This is a genomic window from Vibrio nigripulchritudo ATCC 27043 (genome assembly GCF_000222685.1).
Taxonomy (GTDB): Bacteria; Pseudomonadota; Gammaproteobacteria; order Enterobacterales; family Vibrionaceae; genus Vibrio; species Vibrio nigripulchritudo.
Genome location: NZ_AFWJ01000293.1, coordinates 1 through 26,892 on the forward strand (window position 1 = coordinate 1; position 26,892 = coordinate 26,892).

At 47.7% G+C, this 26,892-nt stretch carries 20 protein-coding genes and 3 pseudogenes; 17 read left to right on the forward strand and 6 right to left on the reverse strand.

Translation table 11 applies throughout. From position 1 onward, the window contains the following. Positions 1-315 (reverse strand): HIT domain-containing protein (locus RH89_RS23450; RefSeq protein WP_004407407.1); only part of this gene is annotated, 315 nt, incomplete at its 3' end. A gap of 76 nt (positions 316-391) precedes the next feature. On the opposite strand from RH89_RS23450, the gene lpxM reads away from it, so the two are divergent. From lpxM to RH89_RS23490, 8 genes are all read left to right on the forward strand, one after another. After that, positions 392-1,333 carry a lauroyl-Kdo(2)-lipid IV(A) myristoyltransferase gene (gene lpxM / locus RH89_RS23455; RefSeq protein WP_004407408.1) on the forward strand — a complete coding sequence of 314 codons (942 nt, stop codon included), beginning with the start codon at positions 392-394 and terminating at the stop codon, positions 1,331-1,333. Positions 1,334-1,535: 202 nt separating this feature from the next. After that, complete coding sequence (locus RH89_RS23460; protein ID WP_038147172.1) at positions 1,536-3,845, forward strand: helix-turn-helix transcriptional regulator; 2,310 nt, start codon at positions 1,536-1,538, stop codon at positions 3,843-3,845. A 248-nt stretch (positions 3,846-4,093) separates the two neighbouring features. Further along, entirely contained in the window at positions 4,094-5,116 is a 1,023-nt protein-coding gene (locus tag RH89_RS23465) for an ABC transporter permease (protein WP_038147175.1), read from the forward strand. Between the two features lies 1 nt (position 5,117). Further along, positions 5,118-6,038, forward strand: coding sequence for an ABC transporter permease (locus RH89_RS23470; RefSeq protein WP_004407411.1), 921 nt, complete (start codon positions 5,118-5,120; stop codon positions 6,036-6,038). A gap of 2 nt (positions 6,039-6,040) precedes the next feature. Next, positions 6,041-7,693, forward strand: a complete 1,653-nt coding sequence (locus RH89_RS23475; protein ID WP_004407412.1) for a dipeptide ABC transporter ATP-binding protein — start codon at positions 6,041-6,043, stop codon at positions 7,691-7,693. A gap of 31 nt (positions 7,694-7,724) precedes the next feature. Continuing rightward, positions 7,725-9,284, forward strand: coding sequence for a hydantoinase/oxoprolinase N-terminal domain-containing protein (locus RH89_RS23480; protein ID WP_004407413.1), 1,560 nt, complete (start codon positions 7,725-7,727; stop codon positions 9,282-9,284). Next, positions 9,281-10,363, forward strand: a complete 1,083-nt coding sequence (locus tag RH89_RS23485; protein WP_004407414.1) for a DUF917 domain-containing protein — start codon at positions 9,281-9,283, stop codon at positions 10,361-10,363. The genes RH89_RS23480 and RH89_RS23485 overlap by 4 nt, the downstream gene beginning before the upstream one ends. Positions 10,364-10,440: 77 nt before the next feature. Beyond that, entirely contained in the window at positions 10,441-12,003 is a 1,563-nt protein-coding gene (locus RH89_RS23490; protein ID WP_004407415.1) for an ABC transporter substrate-binding protein, read from the forward strand. Positions 12,004-12,089: 86 nt separating this feature from the next. Here RH89_RS23490 and argS read toward each other — a convergent pair. Then, positions 12,090-13,822: pseudogene (argS, locus tag RH89_RS23495) on the reverse strand (arginine--tRNA ligase). A 218-nt stretch (positions 13,823-14,040) separates the two neighbouring features. Between argS and RH89_RS23500 the strand changes: the two are divergent. Further along, positions 14,041-14,643 (forward strand): VOC family protein, encoded by a 603-nt coding sequence (locus RH89_RS23500; RefSeq protein WP_038147177.1) that lies wholly within the window; start codon positions 14,041-14,043, stop codon positions 14,641-14,643. A 62-nt stretch (positions 14,644-14,705) separates the two neighbouring features. On the opposite strand, the gene purU is transcribed toward RH89_RS23500, so the two are convergent. Next, positions 14,706-15,539, reverse strand: coding sequence for a formyltetrahydrofolate deformylase (gene purU, locus RH89_RS23505; RefSeq protein WP_004407423.1), 834 nt, complete (start codon positions 15,537-15,539; stop codon positions 14,706-14,708). A gap of 214 nt (positions 15,540-15,753) precedes the next feature. Between purU and RH89_RS23510 the strand changes: the two genes are divergently transcribed. From RH89_RS23510 to rnd, 8 genes and pseudogenes are all read left to right on the forward strand, one after another. Beyond that, positions 15,754-15,951 carry a hypothetical protein gene (locus RH89_RS23510; RefSeq protein WP_004407425.1) on the forward strand — a complete coding sequence of 66 codons (198 nt, stop codon included), beginning with the start codon at positions 15,754-15,756 and terminating at the stop codon, positions 15,949-15,951. Between the two features lie 116 nt (positions 15,952-16,067). Further along, a pseudogene (gene yoaA / locus RH89_RS23515) lies at positions 16,068-17,983 on the forward strand (DNA repair helicase YoaA). 298 nt (positions 17,984-18,281) lie between these two features. Next, complete coding sequence (gene tsaB / locus RH89_RS23520) at positions 18,282-18,983, forward strand: tRNA (adenosine(37)-N6)-threonylcarbamoyltransferase complex dimerization subunit type 1 TsaB (RefSeq protein WP_004407427.1); 702 nt, start codon at positions 18,282-18,284, stop codon at positions 18,981-18,983. Positions 18,984-19,039: 56 nt separating this feature from the next. Beyond that, positions 19,040-19,336: a hypothetical protein gene (locus RH89_RS23525; protein ID WP_004407430.1), complete on the forward strand. Its 297-nt coding sequence runs from the start codon at positions 19,040-19,042 to the stop codon at positions 19,334-19,336. 89 nt (positions 19,337-19,425) lie between these two features. Then, positions 19,426-19,971, forward strand: a complete 546-nt coding sequence (locus tag RH89_RS23530) for a Slp family lipoprotein (RefSeq protein WP_004407431.1) — start codon at positions 19,426-19,428, stop codon at positions 19,969-19,971. After that, entirely contained in the window at positions 19,971-20,825 is an 855-nt protein-coding gene (locus RH89_RS23535) for an alpha/beta fold hydrolase (protein ID WP_004407433.1), read from the forward strand. Before RH89_RS23530 ends, RH89_RS23535 begins: the two co-directional genes overlap by 1 nt. A 104-nt stretch (positions 20,826-20,929) precedes the next feature. Next, complete coding sequence (fadD, locus tag RH89_RS23540) at positions 20,930-22,612, forward strand: long-chain-fatty-acid--CoA ligase FadD (RefSeq protein WP_004407435.1); 1,683 nt, start codon at positions 20,930-20,932, stop codon at positions 22,610-22,612. A 144-nt stretch (positions 22,613-22,756) separates the two neighbouring features. Then, positions 22,757-23,872: a ribonuclease D gene (rnd, locus tag RH89_RS23545; protein ID WP_004407437.1), complete on the forward strand. Its 1,116-nt coding sequence runs from the start codon at positions 22,757-22,759 to the stop codon at positions 23,870-23,872. A gap of 94 nt (positions 23,873-23,966) precedes the next feature. On the opposite strand, the gene RH89_RS23550 is transcribed toward rnd, so the two are convergent. From RH89_RS23550 to ppnN, 3 genes and pseudogenes are all read right to left on the reverse strand, one after another. Continuing rightward, complete coding sequence (locus RH89_RS23550; RefSeq protein WP_004407440.1) at positions 23,967-24,719, reverse strand: DNA/RNA non-specific endonuclease; 753 nt, start codon at positions 24,717-24,719, stop codon at positions 23,967-23,969. A gap of 179 nt (positions 24,720-24,898) precedes the next feature. Further along, positions 24,899-25,669 carry a flap endonuclease Xni gene (xni, locus tag RH89_RS23555; RefSeq protein WP_004407443.1) on the reverse strand — a complete coding sequence of 257 codons (771 nt, stop codon included), beginning with the start codon at positions 25,667-25,669 and terminating at the stop codon, positions 24,899-24,901. A gap of 78 nt (positions 25,670-25,747) precedes the next feature. Beyond that, positions 25,748-26,892, reverse strand: a pseudogene (gene ppnN / locus RH89_RS23560) (nucleotide 5'-monophosphate nucleosidase PpnN); the annotation flags it as partial.

The following is a 26,892-nucleotide window of genomic DNA, read 5'->3' on the forward strand; positions in this document are numbered from 1 at the left end:
TGGCCAAACAGGATCGTTCTTATATCGAGCAATGTGGTGAAGGTGCAGCTGTGGAACTATGTTACCGAGCGCGCCCGTATTCAGTTTTTCGGGTTCAAAAAGCTTCTCCAGCGTTTGGCAAATAAGCTGTGATTCAACCAGATACTGTTGTTGTTTGTCCATTGACAAGTGGTGCAGCTCCGTTAGGTTTTCTTCTTTTGGAACCAGAATGACCCAGGGTACTGCTGCATCCTTGTGGAGCAGTACTGTGCAAAGAGGAAAATCACCGATGTGAGAGGTGTCCTTTTCTAATTGGGGATGCAGGGAAAAAGCCATAAGTATCTGTAGTTTGTTTTGAGTGACCTTTGTTATACCATAACGCGCCTAATCCCAAGACAGATTTCATGGTCGAATGAGCGATAACATCGAAAAACAATTGTACGATCCAAAATTTCAATGGTCGTTTTTACACCCCAAGTACTGGCCAACCTGGATTGGTATCGGATTTGCCCTGATCCTTGCATTTGTTCCTCATCGACCGCGCGACAAATTCGCCGCCTGGCTGTCACGCTTTTTCTCCAAAAGAAACTCGGGAGCATTGCGTCGCGCCAAGAAAAATATTGAGTTGTGCTACCCAGAGAAGTCAGAACAAGAACGCCAGGCACTGTTGGAAAAGATGTATGAAGTGGCCGCACAGTTTTTCCTTGGTTATGCCGAACTGACTGTTCGTAGCAAAAAGTATAATCAGAACCGAGGGGAAGTATTCGGTGGTGAACATCTTTTCCCGCGTCTAGAAAACGGAGAGAAGGTGATAGCCCTAGTACCCCATTGCTGGGCGATCGATTACACCGGAATGTATTTCTCCTCTTATGGTCATGATGTCGTGATTATGATCCGTCCGCAAAAGAACCCCATTGGTGACTGGCTGATGAACGTTCAGCGAATGCGCTATGGTGGTCGAATTGTTCCCAGACACGCCGGAATAAAACCCTACCTTCGTTCAATCAAAGAAGGGTACATGGCTTACTACCTGCCAGATGAAGATCATGGTGCCGAGAATTCTGTCTTCGTTCCTTTCTTCGGCACTGAGAAAGCGACATTAAAAGGATTTGGTAAGCTCGCAAAACTCAGCCGTGCCAAAGTTGTCCCGATGATCCCAGCGTACAATGCAGAAAAAGGGAAGTTTGAGCTTTTCATTCTGCCTGCACTAGAAAATTTCCCAACAGGAGATGAAGAGCAGGACGCAAGAATGATGAACCAAGCGCTCGAAGAGCTTCTTCGGGATCGACCAGAACAATATATGTGGATCCTCAATTTACTTCGCACCCGACCAGACGGTACCGAACTTTATTAAAGATAAATTTGTTTGTTTTTTAAAGCCCATTCAATTCTTTTTGAATGGGCTTTCTTTATGGGATTGAGGGAACACTGGTAATTTTATGCCCTCTGCTTTAGGTTAATAAGTAATCAGTCATTGAAAGGTTGAGTTGTTTATCTGAAACATGCACGAACGGAAATCTTTGTTATATCGGCTCAGGGACATTGAGCACCCCATAGTGTTAATCAGCGGTTTTCCAGGAAGTGGAAAAACGCGCACTCTGGAAATGTTTGCCCGACTTCTGGATGTCGATATTCAGGAGCATTTCCTTGGTGCGGATGAACTACGAGAAGGGGAACGGGTCGTTATTGATGCTGGACACGACGAAGATACCTTTCAGCTTGACCTTATCTTAAAGCAACTGCCTCAAATCAAACGTAAAAAAGCCAGAATTTACCTAGGGGTCGGTTTGCTGGCTCACCCTCCGTCGCTCAGTGTTCACTTGCTTTACAAACACGTTGCTATTCTCAATAGTCAGGATCTGTTTTTTTCAGTGGAAGAGATTCGGACTCTAGGCGTAGAAGACGCCGAAACGCTGTATGAGCAGACAGCAGGGTGGCCAATATTGGTCGATTACGCTGAGCGGTTAAATGAACCATTATTTTTGTCTCAATGGCATCATTTTGTTGCCGTTAACCTACTGTCCGTGTTTCCGTTTAAAGTGGTTCGGGCGTTGGTGGCGCTGGCGTTTTCTGAAGGCATTCCTCAGGAAAGAGGTGGATTATCAGAATCCGAAATTGCATCTCTATCACCGATTGTGCAGGTAGAACTCGGGGGCAGGCTTCGTTTAGGTATCCCCATGCTAAAGGAACCTCTGCGAAAATTCGCCCGTAAAAATGGTCGCTACCACCAACAGGCAATGCGTATTGTCGCCAAAAGTCACTACGATACTGGTCAGGTTATCCTCGCCATTACCGAGGCAGCTCAGTCCAGCAATTACGACTTGGCCATCCGTTGGTTTGAAGAAAATGGCGACAGCATGTTTGGTTGCCTGTATGGGTACGCTGCCCTTAAGACAGTGCTGGCTGTGATGCCAAAACCCATTGTCGAAGGGAACATTTATTTGTGCTGGGCAACCATGCTCTCAAAACTTAAGTCGGGAGATATTGCAGATGCGATTACCCTGTTTGAAGCAATAAAAACCAAACACGCCAGTCAACAGCCCATTCTCCGGTTGATGAAGTCCATGCTGGACCCTTTCAAGAGCAGTAAACCGTCAGAGACTTCTTGCCAGCAGCTAGAGAAGTTGCATCCCAATTTTCTTAACGACCCCATGTATTTAGGTATTCTCCACAACGAATTGTGCGCCAATTACATCGATATAGAATTGTTTGAGAAAGCCAGTATTTCCGGTGAAATTGCTTACCGATCTTATGGTGACGCGGGGGCTCCTTATTTGCAATTTTTTATGTGTCTTCACATGTCCAACATTTGCATTGAATTGGGAAAACTGGATGAGGCCCAGCGTCAGGTTGATATCGGACGAAAGTGTTTGAAATCAGTCAGTTTTGTTGATGAACTATACAACGAAATGGATATGCTGTATCTGGAGGAAGCGCGGATAGCGCTCTTGAAGGGCAAGTTGTCTCAAGCGTTTGATCTCTGGAAGAGTGTCGGGCTAGCGGAAGGTGGACGCGAGATGTGGACCACCATGATGAAAGATTACTGCTGGTGTGGCGTTTTAATCGACAGCCTTTCGTCGGGTAGCACTCAGACATTACAGAAGCTGGACGGTCTAAAAGCCGATTACTGGCAAGTTATGGGGGCGTCTTACTCGCGGGAGTTTGAATTAATTCAAGCCTATCTTTTGCAGCAGCAAGGGCAATGGTTTCAGGCGGAGCAGGCACTTGAGCAATACCGGATGCAAAATGTTGAGAAGCCACAAAATCGGGACAAACTCTTCAGGCTGCTTCAGCTTAGAAATCAGGTGTCAGCTCTGGCGAGGCAGAATCGTCCTTCAGTAAAAGAAGTGGAACAAAAAATTGCGGAGATCGAACTGGCATTGGAGAGCCAAAATGACGGTTTGAGCCGCGTATTTATGTCCTTGTTCGTTTGTCGTTTGCGCTTCGCTGCCCATGACGAAGGGCTGGCGCAATCGGTATTAAAAGAAGCCGTCATCCTGACGACTCAGACAGGTATTCAGTTGCCGTTTCTGATGGAGTCTGAGTGGATACTGGAGCCGCTTAAAGCTTTACAATCCTTGCGGCTGCAAGGTTCTCAGATTTCTGTCGAAGTCCAAGATTTACTCCCACTGGTTAACAGCGCCTACGAAGCAGAACACCTTGTCCGGCGAAGCGGTCCCTTTAGCACGAAAGAGACGTTGATCTTATCAAGGTTGAATGAAGGGATGACCAATAAACAGATAGCTCGTCATCAGGGCATCAGTGAAAACACAGTGAAATACCATCTTAAACAGATGTATCAGAGAGCGGGTTGTCACAGCCGACAACAATTGCTACAGGTTGCTCGTGAGCAAAGTTGGGTATGATATCTCACTACCCATTTTTTATTGATTACTACCCAAAATAACCTTCAGGGCGACTCGTTTTCCGAACACTACTTACCTCTTGAACGCCAAATGCGCATCTGCTTTGAGTTTCATCACTGTCTTCCTACCCGAATTAGTTAAAAAACTACCCAAAAGTGTGCTTGTTGCTGTTTCAGAACGGCTGTTAGTTTGTATTTATTGTACAAAAAGCAGTCGGCAGGAAGCCGGATGTTATATGGAGTCAGCACATGGAAGTCCTCAGGATGCTGGCAAAGCGAGTCGCAGGATTTGCGCTGGTTTTGTTCGGTCTCTCGGTCATTATTTTTACTGTCGCCCGGCTAATCCCTGGGGATCCAGCTCGGATTGCGCTTGGACCGCTTGCTACAGATGAGCAGGTTCAGTCTCTGCGCCATGAAATGGGGTTGGATCAGCCAGCAGCAGTTCAGTACTTCAACTATATATCGGGTGTGTTGCAAGGCGACATGGGAGATTCCCTACTCACAGGGCAGCCTGTGGCTCGCGATATTACTAACGCCCTTCCTGCCACACTAGAATTGGTGATTTGCACTGTTTTCCTTATGACCGTCATCGCAATCCCTCTGGGAGTGCTGGCGGCTTACCGACAAAATTCATGGATAGATCAATGCTCTCGACTGCTTTCGTTGATGGGGGTGGTCACGCCCGCATTTTTATTGGCGATACTCTTTCAACTGCTTGCCAGTATTGGGCTGATTGACCTGCCTGTTTTGGAGCGGTTGGATGCTGATCTGGCATTTGAAGCGCATGTCACGGGTCTGATACTGGTCGATAGCATACTGGCGGGTCGCGGAGATGTTTTTCTTGATGGCTTTCAGCATCTGCTTCTACCCAGTATTGCACTGTCCGCAGCGGGTATTGCCCAGGTGATGCGCATTACTCGCTCAAGTGTGATTGAGTTTGCTCATCGCGATCATGTGGTTACCTTGCGAGCGGCAGGTGTACCTAAACCTCTTATTACTTTCAAATACTTATGGCGATTAAGTGCCTCTGCGCCGCTGACCATTCTTGGGTTGGAGTTTGCTTCTCTGATTGGCAACGCTTTTGTGGTGGAAATGGTATTCGCGTGGCCTGGCATCGCCAGTTATGGAGTGCGTACCATTCTCCACAACGATTTCAACGCGGTAATGGGAGTGGTTCTGGTGTCTGGTGTGATTTTCATCGTCGCCAACCTGACCATCGACATCCTAGTCTCCATTGTCGACCCAAGACTCAGACTCAAAGGAGCCCGCTAATATGGATCAGCAATCCGATTCATTGACCACACTACCCAATGGCTCCGAAGAAGTGTCTGTAAATGAACAGGCTCATACAACCACCTCTTTTCAGAAATACTGGCGCAGATTTTCTGCCAACCCAATGGCGATCATTGGCGCGTTTATTGTGTTGAGTGTGGTGCTGTCTGCGCTGTTTGCTCCTTGGATTTCTCCCTATGCGGATCAGGTAGGTAGCTATGTGAATTTTCGAGCTCGTCATTTAGCACCATCTTCTGAGTACTGGTTTGGTACTGACAACGTCGGACGAGACATTTTTACACGAGTGATTTTCGGTTATCAGGTCAGCCTGAAACTCGTATTTGGCGTGTTAGGTATTGCCATACCTATTGGTGTCACTTTGGGTCTTCTGGCTGCGTATGCAGGTGGCTGGGTTGAATTTGCCATCATGCGGTTGAATGACATGTTACTTGCAGTGCCTCCTCTTGCCTTAGCGCTGGCGATTACAGCCGTGCTGGAACCCAACTTAACCAATGCCATGATTGCGATCTCCTTTTTGTGGTGGAACTGGCACTGTCGGCTGGTTTATCGACTGGCAAAAAGTCTGATGACAGAGGAATTCATCGAGGCAGCAAAAATGGCGGGTGCCAGCCCGTACCACATCTTGGTTAAAGAGTTACTTCCCAACTGCATGGGGGCGATCACCGTAAAATCGACCCTCGATGCGGGATTCGTCATTCTGTTTGGTGCCACACTGAGCTTCCTTGGGTTGGGGGTTCAGCCTCCTACACCGGATCTCGGAACCATGGTGGCTTCAGGAGCAGAATACCTGCCGGAATACTGGTGGGAAGCCCTGCTTCCCGGTGCCGCCATATTGTACGCCATTTTCGGTTTTAACCTCTTGGGCGATGGTCTCAGGGACATGCTGGATGTGGAGGTTTAACGATGGCGAATAAAGCATTGGTCGATATCCGCAACCTTAATGTCAGCTTTGAAAACTACGGCGTATCCAAGCAGGTTTTGCATAACGTATCCATCCAGATCCAGCCCGGTCAGCGAGTGGCATTAGTTGGAGAAACAGGATCAGGAAAAAGTGTGACCAGCAAAGCCCTGATTGGCAATCTGCCAGAAAGAACTGCGCGGGTACTTGGTGGAGAAATCGACGTTGAAGGACGGTCCGTTTTTGAACTGGGTAAAGAGGAGCGGGAAGGACTGAAAGGCACTGTCATGTCAATGATTCAGCAAGATCCTCTGTCTTCATTTAACCCCGTTTTTCGTATCGGAACGCACCTTGATGACGTTCTTAAATACGTTGATAAGCGTGAGGGTGTATCGCGCAGTAAAGCGCAGCGTCAGGAAGCCATTTATGAAGCGCTGAAGAAGGTGCAGCTCAATGAAGTAGAACGCGTGTACAAGAGCTTCCCGTTTCAGCTTTCCGGTGGTATGCGTCAGCGAGTACTGATCGCCATGGCATTACTTCATCCAACCAAACTGCTGATAGCTGACGAACCGGGGACGGCGCTGGATGTGACGACTCAGGCTGAAATTATTCGTCTTATCAACACGCTGGTGGAAGAAGAAAATTTAGCGCTGCTTCTGATTAGTCATAATTTAGGGGTAGTCCGTCAGGCATCCGATTATGTGTACGTGATGCAGCATGGTCGAATTGTTGAGCATGGCAGCGTAACGGATCTGTTTGCAACGCCCTGTCATCCTTACACTCAGCGCTTGTTTGCTGCTGTTCCTCCATTATATGGTCCGAATGTTCACTCAACGCCAAGACCAGACAGCAAAACACTTTTGAACATTGCTTCTCTGAGTAAATCTTTTGTCACGGAAAGGAACCTCTTATATCGCCCGATTCATACCAATCATGCGGTTCAGGACGTGTCACTGACGGTTCGTGATGGAGATATTTACGGGCTGGCAGGCGAGTCCGGATCGGGAAAGACCACAGTAGCCCGAATGGTCATGGGGCTCGAATCGCCCACATCCGGCGTTCTGAATTTTGGTCAGCAAAGCCTAAGTGAATACCAGTCGGAACACGGGTCTCATGCCGTGCAGATGGTGTATCAGAACCCCGGAGGCTCGCTGAACCCTAAGCGCAGTGTAAGGCAAATTCTCGAAGTGCCACTTAAGTTTATCGCCGGGCTGAAAGGGGAGGAGCTGAACCAGCGAATTCTGGACATTCTGAACATGGTGGAGCTCACAGAGCACCATGCAGAACTCTATCCCGGAAACCTTTCTGGCGGTCAGAAGCAAAGGGTCGCCATTGCGAGGGCATTAGCCGCAAACCCAAAAATTCTGGTGCTGGATGAACCCACGTCAGCATTGGATGTTTCGGTTCAAAAGAGCGTGATTGAGCTGCTTAGGCGTCTGCATCGCGAACTTGGTCTGACCTACATCTTTATCTCTCACGATTTAAGCCTGATGCGGAATTTCTGCACTCAGATCGCGGTAATGCTACGTGGCAAGGTGGTGGAAGAAGGCGAGCCAGACAGTGTATTCGAGTCACCAAGACACCCCTATACCCGACGCCTGATAAACGCCATTCCGGTGTTGAGTGAAGAAGAACAAAACAGCAAGCCCTCGCTTTAGCGAGGCAAAGGAAGATAAAACGGAGTTTTTCATGTCTTTAGATTTACGAGTCGGTATCGACGTCGGCGGCACCAACACGGATGCCGTGATAATGAAAGGAAGCGAGTTGCTTGCGTCGGTGAAAATGAACACCACCAAGGACGTGACCAGCGGAGTGAAAGAAGCGCTCAATCAGGTACTAAGCACAGGGAAAGTGGATAAGAAAGACCTCAGTGCGGTAATGATTGGGACAACGCATTTTACCAATGCGGTCGTTGAACAAACCCGGTTAACCCAGACAGCGGTGATCCGATTGGCACTGCCTAGCTCTTCAGCAATTCCTCCCATGGCCCAATGGCCAGAAGGGCTGGTAGATGCCATCGGACGCCACCACTACGAAATTGAAGGTGGCTACAACTTTGATGGCAGAGCCATCAACCCTCTTGACGAATCGGCACTGACTGACATCGCTAATGAGCTGAAAGATAAGGGGATCCGCCATGTGGTGGTGAATTGTGTATTTGGTCCGGTCAATGACGATATGGAGCGAAGAGCAGCAGAGATCCTGAGTTCAGTCTGGGAGGAGTTTGACATCGTTTGTTCGGTGGATGTTGGGCGCATCGGCTTTCTGGAGCGGGAAAACGCCGCCATTCTGAATGCAAGTCTGCGTGAACTGAGCGAAAAAACCGTTAAGGCGTTCGAACATGCGCTCAATGAGTGTGGTGTTTATTGCCCGTTTTATGTCACCCAGAACGACGGCACATTGATGAGCGCAACTTACGTGAAAAAATTCCCCGTGCTGACGTTTGCCAGTGGCCCCACAAATTCCATGCGAGGGGCTGCGTTTCTCTCTGGTTTGAAAGACGCCATCGTCGTGGATGTAGGCGGCACAACCAGTGATGTTGGTCTGCTTCAGAATGGCTTTCCCCGTCAGGCAAACGCGCATGTTGATATCTGTGGTGTGAGAACCAATTTCCGTATGCCAGATATGGTGAGCATTGGTCTGGGTGGCGGTACCCGAATTCATCAGGAAAACGGGCTGATTAGCGTAGGTCCCGACAGTGTCGGCTACCGCCTGAGTAAAGAAGCTCTGGTGTTTGGTGGTAATACGCTTACCACGTCGGACATTGCGGTGGCTCTCGGGCAACTGGAACTCGGGCATCACTCCGCAGTGGATGATTTGTCTGACGAACTTCTCGAAGAGTGCAGCAAGCAAATCGATGAACTGATTTTTGATGCGGTAGAAAGCAACCGCTTATCCAAAACGCCCATTCCGGTATTGGCGGTTGGCGGCGGCAGTGTGTTGGTGAAAGAGCAGGTCGGGGATCTGAAAGTGATTCGACCGCCTCATTTCCACGTTGCTAATGCGGTAGGGGCGGCAATTGCTCAGGTGAGCGGTGAGGTAGACAGAGTCTACAGCTTAGCGGAGATCAGCCGTGAAGAAGCGTTTTCTCAGGCTGAGCAAGAAGCAACAGAACGAGCCATTCACGCAGGGGCGATGCCGGAATCAATCGAAGTGGTGGAAAAGGAAGATGTGCCGTTGGCGTACCTGCCGGGTAATGCCACAAGAGTGCGCTTAAAAGTTGTGGGCGATTTAAAGGTGGGATCATGAAAGAACTGACAGTACAAGACATCGAAGCCATCGAAATTGGCGCGGCAATCCTCGGAACAGGTGGGGGAGGTAACCCTTACTATGGGAAGCTAGAGGTTTTAGAACAGTTGCGTCAGGGGCGACGAATTCGCCTGATGTCGATGGAAGAGCTGCCTGATGATGCGCTGGTGGTTTCGATTGGTGAAATTGGCGCGCCAGCGGTTTCAGTTGAAAAAATCAATGAAGGCGAAGAGCTAAAAAGGGTTGTGGAGATTCTGGAACGGGAAACCGGGCGCAAAGTAGACGCCATTATCTCCGTTGAAATCGGTGGGGCAAATGGAATCAAACCCATGACCGCAGCTGCTCAGCTCGACTTGCCTGTAGTCGATGGCGACGGCATGGGACGTGCTTTTCCTGAAATGCAGATGACAACGTTCAGTATGTACGGTCATTGCAGCATGCCTGCCGCCATGTCTGACTGCCACGGTAACAACGTGGTATTCCAGAAACTAAAAGACGAATATTGGCTGGAAAACCTTGCCCGAACCACAGTTGTGGAAATGGGCGGTAGTGCCGCCATGGCAGAAGCGCCAATGAAAGGGTCGTTTGTTAAAAAATACGCCATTCCGGGCACAGTCAGCCAGGCATTGAGATTAGGTAAAGCAGTCATGGAGGCGAACGAAGCCAAGCGCAATCCTATCGATGTCATCATGAATTCAGAAAATGGCGTGATGCTTTTCAAAGGTAAGATCGTCGATTTGGAGCGTCGCATGCGTTCCGGTTTCACCGTGGGTCAGCTCACCTTGCAAGGTTTGAGTGAATACCAAGGTGAAGAAGCCAACATCGATATTCAGAATGAAAATCTGGTGTTTCGAATGAATGGAAAAACCATGGTCAGCGTTCCGGATCTGATCGTGGTGTTAAACATTGATACCGGTCATGCCATTACTACCGACGTTCTTCGTTATGGACAGAAGGTCGCCGTGGTCGGAATCCCTTGTCATCCACTGCTTTGTACGCCGCGAGCACTGGAAGTTGTTGGACCTGCGGCATTTGGCTATCCAGAAATCGAATACCGACCTTTGATCGATCAAGGGTAACTTAGAACGATTCAAGGCAGCACGGAAGGAAGTTTGCCCGCTGAATGGTGGGCTAAATAGAACATGGAGTAGAGGTTATGAAGAAAGCAACAACAGCGCTGGCACTTGCTGGTGTCTTGTCTGCGCCATTTGTCGCCGCAGACAACAAACCCGTGGAGATTACCGTCAGCATGGTTCAGATAATCGGAACCATCGACCCGGCAAAAATCACGGACTACACCGAATACATGGGAGCGGTAAACCTGTATGACGGTCTGACAACAGTAAATACGTCCGGCGATATTGCCCCTTTGCTGGCAGAGCGTTGGGAAGTGTCTGAAGACGGGAAAACCTATCTGTTTCACCTGAAAAAAGGCGCAACTTTCCACGATGGCAGTTCGGTGGAAGCTAAGGATGTGGTGTATTCCATTCAACGTCTATTGACCCTTAATGAAGGTCCGGCGGGTTTCTTCTCGAAAAGCATTGATCTGGATAAGTTAAAAGCGGTGGACGGGCAGACCGTTCAGATTGGTCTTACTGAACCGTCATCCGCATTTTTAGCCACCACCCCGCTTTTGTTTGTCGTGAACAGTGACAAAGCCATGGAAGCAGGTGGCAGCGACAAATGGGCTGAAGACTACATTGCGGAGAACGTGCTAGGAGCAGGACCTTATAAGAAAGTGAGCTGGCAACGTGGCAGCCGGATGATGCTTGAACGCTACACCGGATACCACGGTAGCTTTGGTGATAAACCAATAGATAAGGTTCGTCTGCTGGTTACCAATGATGAAGCCACAGTTAAAGCGCTGGCAAACAAGGAAGAACTGCACCTCACCAGTGTTTATCAGGCAGAAGAAACCTATTCGGCACTGGCGAAGCTGAAAAACTACGAAATCGACAAACAGAAAACCGCGACCGGATTCTATATAAAGTTGAACAACAAAGTAGCGCCTACCGACGATGTGAACATTCGAAAAGCGATCGCATACGCTGTGGATTACGCCACCATCAATGAAGTGATTTACGAAGGTGAACCTCTGGCAGGACCTTTGCCTCCCGCATTTAAATCGGCTTATCTTGATTCACTTAAGCTGCCTGAGTTTAATCTGGATAAAGCCAAGCAGTACGTTGACCAGTCGAAATACGCGGGCAAAGGCAAAATCCCATTAGTGCTCGGGTATGTCGCAGGTGCGGCGTTTGAGGAAGAAATAGCCTTACTACTGCAATCGACTCTGGAAACCATCGGGTTTAAAACCACATTGCAAAAAGACCCGTGGAACCGAGTGACGGAGATTGCTTCAAAACCTGAAACCACCCCGCATGTGAATCAGATCTTTTACGAGCCAGTGTACCCATCACCAGACGCAGTGTTCTTCAATCAATACCACTCCGATGCGTCGGGCAGTTGGGCATCCATGTCGTGGCTGCAAGATGCAAAAGTGGATAGCTGGATTGAACAGGCAAGGCTGGAAAACGATCCTGCTAAGCGCAATGAAATCTACAAGCAGGTTCAGCAATACCTGGTCGACAATCAAGTCGATATCTTCCTGCAAAATTCGGTGGACAAGCTTGGTGTACACAAATGTCTGAAAGGGTTGAATTACATACCAATGCAGAGCTTTTACTTTGATTTCTCCCGTATGAACTGGGTGTGTGATTAATCCTTAACTTATCTTGATTTAGGACGTTCAAAAAAATCCCTCGAACAGTTCGAGGGATTTTTTTGATGATTTAGCTGTCAGCCAGATTACATACGCTCTAGGGTTTCGATACCCAGCAGCGACAGACCTTGTTTGATGGTTTTCGCTGTTAGCGCAGCCAGTTTCAAACGACTTTGTTTCACGGCTTCGTCTTCGGCAATCAGGATTGGGCAAGCCTCGTAGAAGCTGGAGAACTGACCTGCCAGTTCGAACAGGTAGCTACACATGATGTGAGGCTGACCTTCGCGAGCTACAGACTGCACCGCTTCTTCAAACTGAAGCAGTTTCGCGATCAGTGTCTTTTCTTTCTCTTCAGTGATTTTTACTTCACCTTCAAGCGAATCCATAGAAACGCCCGCTTTTGCAAATACAGACGCAACACGAGTGTAGGCGTATTGCATGTAAGGCGCAGTGTTGCCTTCAAATGCCAGCATGTTGTCCCAGTCGAACACGTAATCGGTGGTACGGTGCTTAGAAAGGTCGGCGTATTTCACGGCTGCCATTGCAACAGTGTTGGCAATCTTCGCTTTCTCTTCTGAAGCCAGTTCTGGGTTCTTAGATTCGATGAGTTTTTCGGCGCGTTGTTCTGCTTCATCCAGTAGGTCGGTGAGTTTCACTGAACCGCCAGCACGAGTTTTGAATGGTTTGCCATCTTTGCCTAGCATCATGCCGAATGCGTGGTGCTCCAGTGAGACGTTTTCAGGGATATAACCCGCTTTACGAACAATCGTCCAGGCTTGCATCAGGTGCTGATGCTGACGTGAATCGATAAAGTAAAGTACACGGTCAGCGCCTAGCTGCTCGTAACGGTACTTAGCACAGGCAATGTCGGTTGTGGTGTAAAGGAAACCGCCATCACGCTTCTGAACGATAACGCCCATAGGCTCACCGTCTTTGTTTTTGTACTCGTCCAGGAATACAACTTGTGCGCCGTCATCTTCTTGCGCCAGACCTTTTTCTTTAAGGTCAGCTACAATTTGAGGAAGCATGTCGTTGTACATGCTTTCGCCCATCACATCGTTCAGTGATAGCGATACATTCAAACGGTCGTAGTTGCGCTGGTTTTGAACCATGGTGATGTCGACCAGCTTCTTCCACATTTCTGCGCAGTATGCATCACCACTTTGCAGCTTCACAACATAGTTACGCGCTTTTTCAGCGAAGGCTTCATCTTCATCGTATAGCTTTTTCGATTCGCGGTAGAAGGCTTCTAGATCGGAAAGCTCCATCGACACTTCGCCCGATTCTTTCTGAACACGCTCTAGGTTTGCGATAAGCATACCGAACTGAGTTCCCCAGTCACCAATGTGGTTAGCACGAACCACCTTGTGCCCAAGAAACTCCAGTGTACGAGTCACTGCGTCCCCAATAACGGTTGAACGAATGTGGTGAACTGCCATTTCTTTGGCAACGTTTGGCGCAGAGTAGTCGGTAACGATGGTTTGTGGCTCGTCTTTCGCCACACCCAAACGCTCGTCTGCCAGTGCAGCGTCTGCTTGTTTTGCCAGGAACTCTTCGCTTAGGAAAATGTTGATGAAACCCGGACCTGCGATTTCGGTTTTGCTCGCAATGCCTTCCAGGTCAAGAACATCCAGTACTTTTTGTGCAAATTCTCGAGGATTCGTACCCAGTTTTTTGCTACGCCCATTACGCCGTTTGCCTGGTAGTCACCAAACTGTGCTTTTGCTGATTGACGAACAGCGGCAGGGCTGCCTGCAGGTGCGCCAGCGGCTTCGAGAGCCTGAGATACTTTGTCGTTAATAAGTGCTTGGATATTCACTCGAGTTTCCTTCAATTCTAAGAATTGCTCTGATGCATTCCCGCAGAGTTAACCCACATATTTGGTGGAGAGGGAATGGATACTTGTTCTAGTTCACAAAATGGCGTTAATCATACCAACTTTCTCTCGGCTCTAGTAGTCGGAAAAAAATGATTTTTTCTACTTTTCGCTACGATATTGATAGAATTGCCGGAAAATCAGATTTTAGTGAGTAATCCATGTCTCCTCTCTATGTTCGCAAGGACCTAATGCCAGAAAATATGGTCGGCCAACTGCCCGAATTTATGAAGAAAATTGAAGCGTTGGCGGAGCTAATTCAAATCGACTTAACGGATTATCAAGCCGATCATATTGCGCTTCGAATCAATGATTCAGAGACGGCAAAAGCCGCGCACCAAGCTTGGCTTGGCTGGGGAAAGGAGATTTCATCAGCACAGATTAATGGCCGCCCGATCATAGTGTTAGCATTTAATGATTTGCTTAACGCCAGCCGTTGGGACATTGAGTGCCTGGAGTTGCCCTATCCGGCGCCGGGGAAAACTTATCCAGAAGAATCCTGGGAGCATGTGGAGTTCGTTATTCCATCAACCGCGCAGTCTGCTGACGACTATTTGCTGTTTTTGCAGCAGCAATTCCCTCAATTCAGCCAAGTTTTACCGAAATTGTCGGAAATAGGCGTGAAAATGAAGCTTTCCAGCCCTAAAGGGGAGGGAGAACGGCTGCCAAATCCTACCGTTGCCTTTAAATACAATGGTGTCTGTATCAAGCTCCATCCGCATTCTTTGAAAGACGTAGTGGCATCAGAACAATCTGAACTTTAATTTAGGTTACGACAAAAACGGCGAGATAAAATTATCTCGCCGTTTTTGTTTTTCAATGAGTTTTACAGAATCACAGTTTTATTGCCGTAAACAAACACGTGATCATTTACCACTTTATTGATGGCTTTGCTGAGCACGTTTTTCTCAACATCGCGCCCCGCTTGCGCCATATCGGATGCGCTGAAATTATGGTCGACTGGAATCACGTCCTGCTTAATGATTGGACCTTCATCCAGATCGTTGGTGACGAAGTGCGCGGTTGCACCGATGATCTTCACACCGCGATCAAACGCTTGCTGATAAGGTTTTGCGCCAATAAAGGCAGGCAAAAAGCTGTGATGAATATTGATGATCTTGTGGTGGTACTGTTCAACGAACGACGGCGTAAGCACGCGCATGTATTTTGCCAGAATCAGGTAATCTGCATCGTAACTATCAATCACTTCCAGCATTTTTTGCTCATGCTCTTCACGAGACAGATCCACATGGGACACATGGTGGTATGGAATGTCGAATTTTTCCGTCAGATTCTGAAGGGTATCGTAGTTGCCGACGACCGCTGCAATGTCTATATCCAGGCTGCCGTCATAGTTCTTCATCAGAATGTCACCCAGACAGTGCGCTTCTTTCGTTACTAAAATGACCACCTTTTTGCGACCTGAGCCTACCAGTTTTCTTTTTGCGCCTTCTGGTAGTGCCTGGTCCAAATCGAGTAAGAAAGTCTCATCATTAAAGTAGCCTTCAAGTTCGGTACGCATGAAAAAATGACCGCTTGAATTATCAACATATTCATTATTATGAATAATATTGAGCTGATGCTTATAGCAAATATTGGTGATTTTGGAGATGAGTCCGGGGGCATCATTACAATGCGTAAGTAGCGTTTTTCGTTGCATTTTTTTGGTTACTTCCTGTAATAATTTTTTTGATTTCCGAATAAATTTTTTTGAGACAAGAGTGGGCTTTATAAAAAAGAATTCGCGGTGTGAGCCTCAATATGTTGTCTATAATTAATCTATTATGACGGTGGTTTCAACAAAATAAGCAAGTTCAGGAGTCTGCTTAGAAACTCAATGGTTTTTACTCCTGCATATCAAAGAGGTGATTCTGATGGATAAAGAACTGTTAGCCCGTAGATTGTATGTAGAACGCGTCACGTCTCTTGTTGGGAATCACGATATCGATGAAGATATGCTCAACCAGCTCTGGGAAGAAAAAGCCACCCCTTCTGAAGCCGCTAATGCACTGATGAACGACGATTCTTTCCAAGGTCCCGCATGGCTTGAGCGCTACCTAAACCGTAAATAAAAGCCAAAGTGATTACTGAAGGGCGCGGATCTCAATTTGAGTTCGCGCCCTTGCTTTAAACCTGCCATAATTCGGTCTTTCTCTTTAGGATCAACAGACCCCAACCTACAGCATTTATGATCGACAAAACTTTTTCCTCCGATGGCGCATTAGGTAAAGCAATCAAAGGCTTTCAGCCGCGTCAGGCTCAGCTTGATATGGCGCGCGCTGTGGAAAAATCCATCAAAGAGCAGTCACAGCTTGTAGTTGAAGCCGGAACAGGAACAGGCAAGACGTTTGCTTATCTGGTTCCTGCTTTACTTAGCGGGAAAAAACGATCATCAGCACCGGTTCCAAAAACCTTCAGGAACAGCTTTTTCACCGCGATCTCCCTTTAATGACTGATGCTCTTGGCTTCTATGGCAGTGTCGCGTTGCTGAAAGGGCGTTCGAACTATTTGTGTTTAGACAGATTAAGCCGCCAGATGGTGGAAAGTCACTCAGTAGAAGCGGACTCCACATTACTGTCTCAACTGGTGAAAGTGCGGAGCTGGGCGTCGGAGACCAAAAGTGGAGATCTGGGGGAGTGCAGTGACATTGCCGAAGACAGCCCTGTCATCCCTGACATCACCTCAACCAACGATAACTGCTTAGGCAAAGAGTGCCCCAGTTATCAGGATTGCTTTGTGGTCAAAGCGCGCCAGAAAGCCATGGATTCCGATGTAGTGGTGGTGAACCATCACCTGTTTTTAGCGGATTTGGCGATCAAGGAAACCGGGTTTGGTGAACTGATCCCTGAGGCGGATGTGTTTGTATTCGATGAAGCACACCAGATTCCAGATATCGCCAGCCAGTACTTCGGTTCATCGATCTCTAGTCGTCAAATTCAAGAATTATCCAAAGACATCGAAATCGGCTACCGCACTGAAGCCAAAGACATGAGGCAGTTGCAAAAAGTAGCTGACAGGCTTGTTCAGTCTGCTATGGACATGCGTTTAGTATTAGGAGAACCGGGTTTTCGAGGAAACTGGCGTGAAGCCATGAAATCCCCTTCTATTGAGCGTGAAACAACAAGGCTGATAGATGTGCTGGACTTAGCCATCGATGTGCTAAAAGTTGCTTTGGGTCGCAGCGAGCTTCTGGATGCAGCCTTTGAAAGAGCCAATGCCATCAAAGCGCGAATTGAGCGAGTCTGCAAAGTGAGTATTACCGGGTATTCCTACTGGTTTGAATGCTCGCCAAGACATTTCTCGTTACACATTACGCCGCTTTCTGTTGCCGAGAAATTCCGCGAGCAGGTTGAGATGAAGCAAGGCGCGTGGATCTTCACTTCGGCAACGCTCGCTGTTCAGGATGATTTCAGCCATTTCACGCAAAGGCTGGGACTCGCGCCTTCTCAGCAATTCTCTTTACCTAGCCCGTTCGACTATGAGCAGCAAGCCAGACTCTGTGTACCAAGGTACTTACCTGAGCCCAATAGCCCCGGCATGGCGGATAAGCTCGCCAGAATGTTAGGACCCGTTATTGAGAAAAACGGCGGTCGATGCTTTTTTCTTTGCACCTCCCACAGTATGATGCGCGAGCTGGCAGAGCGGTTCCGGGAACAGCTTTCTATCCCTGTGTTGATGCAGGGAGAAACCACCAAGCAGAAACTATTAGCAGAGTACCTAGAACTCGGTAACGCTTTGCTGGTGGCGACTGGGGCATTCTGGGAAGGGATCGATGTGAGAGGCGATGCACTGAGCTGTGTTATCATCGACAAACTTCCTTTTACGGCACCAGATGACCCTTTGCTTAAGGCTCGAATTGAAGATTGCCGACTCAGCGGCGGCGAACCTTTCAATCAGGTTCAGATTCCAGATGCGGTGATTACCTTAAAACAGGGAGTCGGGCGTCTGATTCGAGATAAGAAAGATCAGGGGGCATTGATCATTTGCGATAACCGGCTGGTGACGCGTGATTACGGCGCAGTGTTCTTACGAAGCCTGCCGCCTATTCCAAGAACACGGGATTTAGGAATCATCAGTGAATTCCTGGTTGATATACCCAAGTGACCTCAAGGTGCAGGATTCAGAGCCTCATAGCCTGTTTCAGTTCAAGGAAAAGGACGCAGCGGAATGATAAGTCATTTCCAAGTTCTTTGACGAAGAAATGAGACAGACTATGGGCTCCCAAGGGCGAGTTTAACTGGCTTTCATACTGCGTTACCGATTTTTGATTTAGAGCCACTAGATCTTCAAATCGGTGTCTTGCCTGAAAACCAGTTAATTCTCGCTGAACCTAGCATCTTGAGGTTACTTGGGTATATTGATTCATCCCAACAAGAAACAAATGAAAAACTTGAGGCGTAATGTGAGCGCAAAAATTCTAGCTTTAGACACCGCAACGGAAAACTGTTCTGTGGCACTGATAGTCGATGGTCAACTGTACGCAAGAAGCGAAGTTGCACCTCGTGACCACACCAAAAAAGTGCTGCCTATGGTAGATGAAGTACTAAAAGAAGCAGGGGTGACGCTTCAGGATCTGGACGCTTTGGCGTTCGGACGTGGACCGGGCAGCTTTACGGGTGTGCGAATTGGCATTGGTATTGCACAAGGTTTAGCATTCGGTGCGGATTTGCCTATGATTGGTGTATCAACCATGAAGGCTATGGCACAGGCGACTTACCGCGTGCATGGCAAAGCCTCAGCGGCAGTGGCTATCGATGCGCGAATGAGTGAAGTGTACTGGGGTCGCTATGTGCGTCAAGAAAGTGGCGAATGGGCAGAACACGACGCCGAATGTGTGGTTCCACCTTCTGTACTGGCAGAAAACTTGACGGACGATGGTCAGATTTGGACGAAAGCGGGCACCGGTTGGGACGCTTACTCAGAAGAAATGAATGGATTACCCATTTCTACTGAAGCAGGAGATGTGCTTTATCCAGATGCTCAGGACATGGCAGTACTGGCACAATTCGAATTCGCGAAAGGAAATACGGTTCCAGTTGAGGAATCTAGCCCGGTTTATTTACGTGATAACGTGGCTTGGAAAAAGCTGCCGGGTAAAGAGTAAAAACGAGTCTACCTGAGCTTGTTTTTCGGGCTCAGGTATAAAACCAAAGGACTTTTATGGCATCCATTAACGGTTTACCTCCAGTTGTTGTTCCTAATACCAACAAGACGCAAAAGCAGGCTAAGGTTAAGAAAAATGATGGGAAGCAACCTACAAGTCAGCCTACTAAGGTTGCGGACGCCGTTGCCAAAACCATCCGCCACGTGAATGAGTCGGATATCCATAAAGCACAAATTCAATATGACCTACCTGAAGGGCGCTCTCGTCGGGCGATGGAAGAGTATATGGATGTGATGAACCAGGCTAAAAAAGAGGAACTTGCCCAGCTTTTGGGGGTCGATATCTATATTTGAATTTCAGACCGAATACCAACGTAACATCAAGTTACTTAGGTTTATCAGTTTGATATAGTTGATATCAGTCTTAATTGTCGGAGCATGTTATGTCAGTTCGCCGATCCCTTCTTATCCTATCCGCCCTTCTTATTTCTGCCTGTTCCAGCTTGCCAGAACAGCTCACAGCCCAATCTGAAAATGTGATTACCGATTACCCTACATTTGCGTCATCTTCTGAACAGAATGTGGATGTTCGCTTGGGCGGTTTGATTGCCAGTGTTACCAATTTGGAAAAGCAGTCTCGTATTGAAGTGGTAAACTTGCCCATCAGCAAAACTGGAAAACCAGACATCAGTACCGATGCCAATGGTCGCTTTGTCGCTTACGTTGAAGGGTTTGTCGATCCCGTTACCTTTGCTGAAGGTCGGGTGGTCACTGTAGTAGGTAAATCTCAACCGACAGAGAAAGGCAAAGTAGGGGAGTTTGAATATACATTCCCAGTGATGAATGCTTACGGAATGCATTTGTGGAAGGTTGAAGAGTCTGTGATCATTCATGACTTTGATACTTATCTGTACCCTTGCTACGGTATTCACTGCCGCTCAAGCCGACTGGGTTCCAGTAAGGCAAAAGTCATCCAAGAAGTGAAATGATGGAACAAACACAATATTGGCTGGATGAGCATCAGCGCATCGCAGCCATTGAAATGGGTAACGCAAAAACGGCCGCTAAGACGGTCGTTTTTGTTCATGGCTGGATGGATAACGCCGCCAGTTTTATCTCAGTGATGGCGTCGATGCTTCAGTCAAAGCCAGACTGGCATTTGATTGCGATAGATTTGCCCGGGCACGGTCTTTCCAGTTCCAAGGGAGAGGACAACTTTTATCCTTTTCATGACTATATAGACGATCTTCACCGCACTTTGTTGAAACTTTCAGCGAATGAAGTGGTTTTGGTGGGGCATTCACTTGGTGCATTAGTCACAAGTTGCTATAGTGCCGCGTTTCCTGAAAAGATCGCTGCTCTGGTCGAAATTGAAGGGTATGGTCCTCTGGCTGAAGAAGCAGAAAATGGTGTGAAAAGGCTGCGTTCTGGTATTGAAAGCCGTCTAAAGCATCGCGACAAACCCTCCAAAAGCCTGTCCGATCCGGAAGATGCTGTCCGATTGCGTGCTGTGAGGGCACAAGTATCACAAGACCTTATTCGACCCTTGGTATACCGGGCTCTTGAGCAGGTTGAAGATCGTTGGTTCTGGCGACACGATGAAAAACTAAAATGCGACTCTCTGTACCGCATGTCAGCGCCGCATCGCCAGAATGTACTGGATAGCCTGAACTGCCCTCATCTGGTGATATTGGGCGAAAAAGGGTTCAGTAAATTAAAAAGTATGGATAAGAGCGGTCAACCAAACGAATTCTGGTTCACTGTTCCGGGTGGTCATCATTGCCATTTGGAATGCCCAGATCAGGTCAGTCAATTGATTGTGGATTTGGTTAACAAAATTTAAACAAGTGTTTGATTAATTCGTATCACTATACGAATGACTGTGCTGTAATAGGTCGGTTCATTGGAACTGTACATAACAGCGAGTCAAGTTTGAGGAGTTTATTTGTGGATAAAGTTTGGCTATCACGTTACCCGAGTGACGTACCAGAAACCATTGATCCGGACAGCTACCCATCACTGGTAGAGATGTTTGAGCAATCGGTACATAAATATGCCGACCAGCCAGCCTTCATGAATATGGGATCGGTGATGACCTTCCGTAAACTGGAAGAGCGAAGCCGAGCATTTGCTGCTTATTTACAAAATGAACTCAAGCTTCAGAAAGGCGACCGCGTCGCTATTATGATGCCGAACTTACTCCAATACCCGATTGCTTTGTTCGGTATTTTGCGTGCGGGTCTTATTGCAGTAAACGTAAACCCACTGTACACACCGCGCGAGTTAGAGCATCAGCTTAACGACTCTGGCGCAAAAGCCATCGTAATTGTGTCGAACTTTGCCAATACGCTGGAGCAAGTGGTCGACAATACTCCAATTAAACATGTGATTTTGACTAGCTTGGGTCAGATGTTGCCGCGAGCAAAAGGCACATTGGTGGACTTCGTGGTCAAATACGTGAAAGGCATGGTGCCAAAATACGATTTGCCTAATGCGATTTCGTTCCGTAAAGCGATTCGCAAAGGTCGCCGTGAACAATACGTGAAGCCGTTTATGTCGGGTGATGATATTGCATTTCTCCAGTACACCGGCGGCACAACCGGCGTAGCTAAAGGTGCGGTGTTAACGCACCGTAATATGTTGGCTAACGTAATGCAGGCCAAAGGCGCATACGGACCGGTTCTGACGGAAGGTCGTGAGCTGGTGGTTACCGCGTTGCCGCTTTATCACATCTTCGCGCTGACAGTGAACTGCCTGCTGTTCATCGAACTTGGCGGTCGCAACTTAATGATCACTAACCCGCGTGACATTCCAGGTTTCATTAAAGAATTGCAAAAATACCCGTTTACAGCGATTACGGGCGTGAACACATTGTTCAATGCGTTAGTGAACAACGAAGACTTTAAAGAACTGGATTTCAGCCGCTTAAGCATTGCAGTGGGCGGTGGCATGGCAGTTCAGCGTGCTGTGGCTGATAAATGGAAAGAGATCACGGGTGGTTTCCTGTTGGAAGGCTACGGTCTGACCGAATGCGCACCACTTGTGGCAGCAAACCCGCATGATTCAACCGAATACAGCGGGGCAATTGGTTTGCCTGTGCCATCTACTGATGTTCGAATTGTAGACGATGAAGGTAAGGTGCTTGCGAATGATCAGGTGGGCGAGCTTCAGGTTCGTGGACCACAGGTGATGCAGGGTTACTGGCAACGCCCTGAAGCGACAAAAGACGTAATAGATCAGGATGGCTGGCTTTCTACTGGCGACATTGTGAAGTTCGATGAAAATGGCTTCCTGCATATTGTAGACCGTAAGAAAGACATGATTCTGGTTTCCGGCTTTAACGTATACCCGAACGAAATCGAAGATGTGGTTTCTTTGCACGGTAAAGTGCTTGAAGTGGCAGCAATCGGTGAGCCGCATGAAGTGTCTGGTGAAGTGGTTAAGATTTGTGTAGTGAAGCGCGACCCTAGCCTGACCAAGGAAGAATTGATTGGTCACTGCCGTGAACACCTGACTGGCTACAAGATTCCAAGAGTGGTTGAATTCCGCGATGACTTACCGAAAACCAACGTCGGTAAAATTCTGAGAAGAGCGCTTCGTGAAGAAAATCAGGAGAATGCCTCAGCCTAAGTCGGTTGAAAGCTCAGCATAAATTCTCTTTGAGTGTTAAAATGTCAGCAATTGCTGGCATTTTTTATGCTTGTTGATAACCCAACTACGCTTTGACCTGATGAATGGTTTGGGTATATCCAGAATGATAAATAAGAGAATAAAGTGAACTACCAAATAGTCGATACAAAAGAAGCATTAGAAGCTGTTTGTTTAGCTGCGCGCGACGCCGATACTGTGATGCTGGACACCGAGTTTGTCCGAACCCGCACTTTTTACCCTCAGCTTGGCTTAATTCAGCTATTTGATGGCAATGTGCTTTCCCTCATTGATCCTACTGTCATTTCCGACATGACATCGTTTGTTGACCTTCTTAAAGACACGTCAGTGCTGAAAGTGCTTCATGCCTGTGGAGAAGATTTAGAAGTGTTTGCTCACGTGTTTGGCACCATTCCAGTTCCCATGATGGACACACAAATCATGGCTGCGTTTTTAGGCCACGGTTTGTCGACTGGGTTCGCGGCATTGGTGAAAGAGTACTTGGGTGTAGAGCTGGATAAAAGCGAAGCCAGAACCGACTGGTTAGCAAGACCTTTAACGGACAAGCAATTGGAATATGCAGCAGCCGATGTGCATTATTTGCTGCCAATGTATGAAAAGCTGGAAGCTGCGGTAAAAGACGCAGGCTGGTGGGAAGCCGCTCAGCAGGAATCGGATCTGATTGCATCTAAACGCGTGGTTACCCATAACCCAGAGAAAGCCTATCTGGACATTAAAGGTGCCTGGCAGCTCAGACCAAACCAGCTCGCCATCCTTAAAATTCTGGCTCAGTGGCGATTAGAAGAAGCGTTAAAACGCGACTTGGCACTGAACTTTGTCTTCCGCGAGCAAAACCTGTGGGCATGCGCCCGATTTGGTATCAAGGGCTTGAAACAAATGGAGCAGCAAGGTTTTGATCATCGTGAAATTCGCCGCCATGGCAATACTGTAATTTCCATGGTGAAAAAGGGTGAACAGGTGCCACAAGATGAGCACCCAGATGTGATTGAGAGACTGATGGATAAGCCGGGCTATAAACAGCTATTCAAACAGCTGAAAGACGAAGTCAAAAAAGCGTCTCAAAAAAGCGGATTAGCGACGGAGTTCCTGGCGTCGAAAAAGCAGCTCAATCAGCTAATCAGTTGGGTATGGAAGAAAGACAGAAATCCAGCCAGCGTGCCAGACGTTATGCAAGGATGGAGAAAAGAGCTCTTTGGTGAGCGTCTGGATAAGCTTGTATGATATAAAGGCTTCAAAAATAAGTCAGATTAATAGAAAAAGTCCAATCGGTTATCGATTGGATTTTTTGGTTATTGAAGCGATATTTTAAGTGTTCTTAATGGCTTGTTGGCCACATTTGAGTCCACTCAAGAGATTCCATGCTGTCTTCAATGGTATCTGGCGTGGTCGAGAAAAAGTCCAACCCAGTCTGACTTTCAACTTCATCGATGGTCGCAATAAAGCTTTCGAGTTCTGCGCCCGTCACCTCTTGATGAGGAACAATAAAGGCAATCGCTTCATCGTGGTTCGGATCGAGGATCACTTTGTAAAATGCACTAGGTATGGTGACGCCATCACCGATAATGCTTTCTCCACCTCGGTAGATTGGACCTGTGACCACGTACAGTTCCTGGTATTCGTTTGCTAAATCGCGGACATGTTCCTCCAGTATTCTCCAGCCATTTCGGTTAAACCCAGGTAACTGTGGAGACATGTTGCTCATCAGAAAGCTTTGCAGCATGGACTGTCGAGTAAAGTCCATCGTCGCAGAGGGCGCAAGGTGACCTCTGTCGTACCCAGAACCTCGATAATCAGCCAGAGTGGAACGGGCATATTCTGGTAACTCCTGATCGGCTTTGAATGCGTTTTTGCGTTTAATGGACACATTCACGCCGTCTGCGGTGATGTGGTATGCCACCCAGTCTGCGTTTTTGGTGTTGTAGTTGTAGCCCACCGCATAGCCGTCACGACACAGAATTTGATCGCTTTGAGCTGACGGTAATCCTTTCTCAAGATGTTTGGCGCACGTTTGCGCGAATGTTGGGAACGAAAGGATGGCAGTGATAGAGAGCAGGAAAAGTTTTTTCATTATTTTTTATCTCCGTTATTAGGAGAATTAAAAATAACGAAATCTATCAATAAGACTGTGAATCCGGTTCTAAACTAATCAGTACTTTGTAAGATAAGGCTATCCAAGTGTTTAGCTTGTGAATGAAACGGATTACACAACAGGTTTTATAAACGTATTTAATTGACTCGAAATGCAGCTTAATTCTTTGAAAAGCGGATATCTTGCAGGTTAAATCCGAGCTCCATGTCCGTTTTAAGAGCGGAGATCTGCTTGCAAATCTTTGCGGACTCGAAATGCTCGTCAAACTTCTTCCGGTATTTTGCCGGGAGGTCTTCCGATGCATTGGCTGTTTCGATATCAGGGTATAGGTTCAGAATTTCTTTCGCTGCTTTAGGACCGATCCCCGGAATGCCTGGAACCTGGCTGGAACTGACGCCAGCTAGCCCCCAGTAATCGGCGAGTTGTTCCGGCTTTACACCGAATTCGTTTTCGATAAAAGGCGCATCCAGCCAGCGATGCTGAAAGTAATCCCGAATTTGCAGGGTAGGGGAAAGCAGTTGGCAATACCCTTTATCCGTCGACACAATGGTGACTTTTTCACCGTGGTTCGCCACCTTACACGCCAAAGTCGCGACCAGATCATCCGCTTCATCACCGTCTGAAAGTAAAGAATCGATCCCTAACTGCCACCAGGCTTCCTGAATCGCATCCAGCCCATTCAACAGAGGCTCCGGCATGGGTTTGCGATTCTCTTTGTATGTGGGAAGAATATCCGCTCGCCACCCACGGTTTTGTAAGTGGTGATCGAATACTGCGATGATATGGGTAGGCTTTGCTTCAGACAAAATGCGATTCAGGGTCTTGCCAGTGGTTTCGATAGTGCGGGCGATATCGTTTGGATCGGGTTGCGCAGAATGAACTCTTCGGATTAAGTTAAGCGCATCAATGATGACAAGATGAATCGACATTTTTGAATTCTAAAGAAAAAGGGGCGTATGCCCCTTAGTGTATTGGAATCGGTGGATGTTGACCATAGAGGAAGGACGCTAGTGGTCAGATAGCGCAATTTTGTAGCATGGAATGTATTCCGAACCCGGAAGCTTCATTCGTTGCTGTTCGACAAAATCGGCCAGTAAACGATCCATTTTCTTCATCAAAGTCGGATCACCATCGATAACAAAAGGTCCTTTGCGTTTTATTTCCCGGATACCCTCTGCTTTGACATTACCTGCAACGATGCCCGAGAAAGCCTGACGAAGTTTTGCTGCCAGAACTTCTGGCTTCTGATTGAGATGTAAATCCAGATTCGCCATATTGTCGTGTGTCGGTTCAAATGGCAGTTGGAATTCCGGTTCAATTTTCAGTGACCAGTTGTAGCTGTAGGCATCGCCTGTTTCTTTACGGTGTTCACGAACTTCCGGCATTGCTTCTTTAATGATTCGCGCTGCTTTCTCTGGATCCCCAATCACGATTTGATAGCGGCTTTGCGCCTCTTCACCTAGTGTGTCTCCGATGAATTTATCAATGGATCGGAAGTAAGCTTCGCTTTCTTTCGGACCCGTTAATACGATCGGCATCGGCTGATCGACGTTTTCCGGGTGCAACATGATTCCCAAAATGTAAAGCAACTCTTCTGCGGTTCCTGCACCACCCGGAAATATCACAATGCCATGAGCCATGCGCACAAACGCTTCTAGGCGTTTTTCGATATCCGGCATGATGATGAGCTCATTCACAATTGGGTTAGGCGGCTCAGCAGCAATAATAGAAGGCTCGGTTAAGCCGATATAACGTTGGGCATCGTAACGTTGCTTAGCGTGCCCAATGGCGGCACCTTTCATTGGCCCTTCCATTGCCCCAGGACCACACCCGGTACAGATGTTGAGTTCTCGCAATCCGAGCTCATGACCCACTTCACGCGTGTATTGGTATTCGATTGGATTGATAGAGTGACCACCCCAGCACACCACCAGATTAGGGTCGATGCCCGGATGTAGTGCGCCAGCATTACGCAAAATACCAAAGACTAGGTTGGTAATGTGAGTTGCGTTAGTCAGGTTCAGGCGCTGATTGTCAGCGAGATGCATATTGACGTACACGATGTCTCGCAACACCGAAAAAGGTGTTCCTGAATGCCTGTAATAATGGTGCCATCGACGAATGCATGATCGGGCGGGTTATTGAGTTCCAG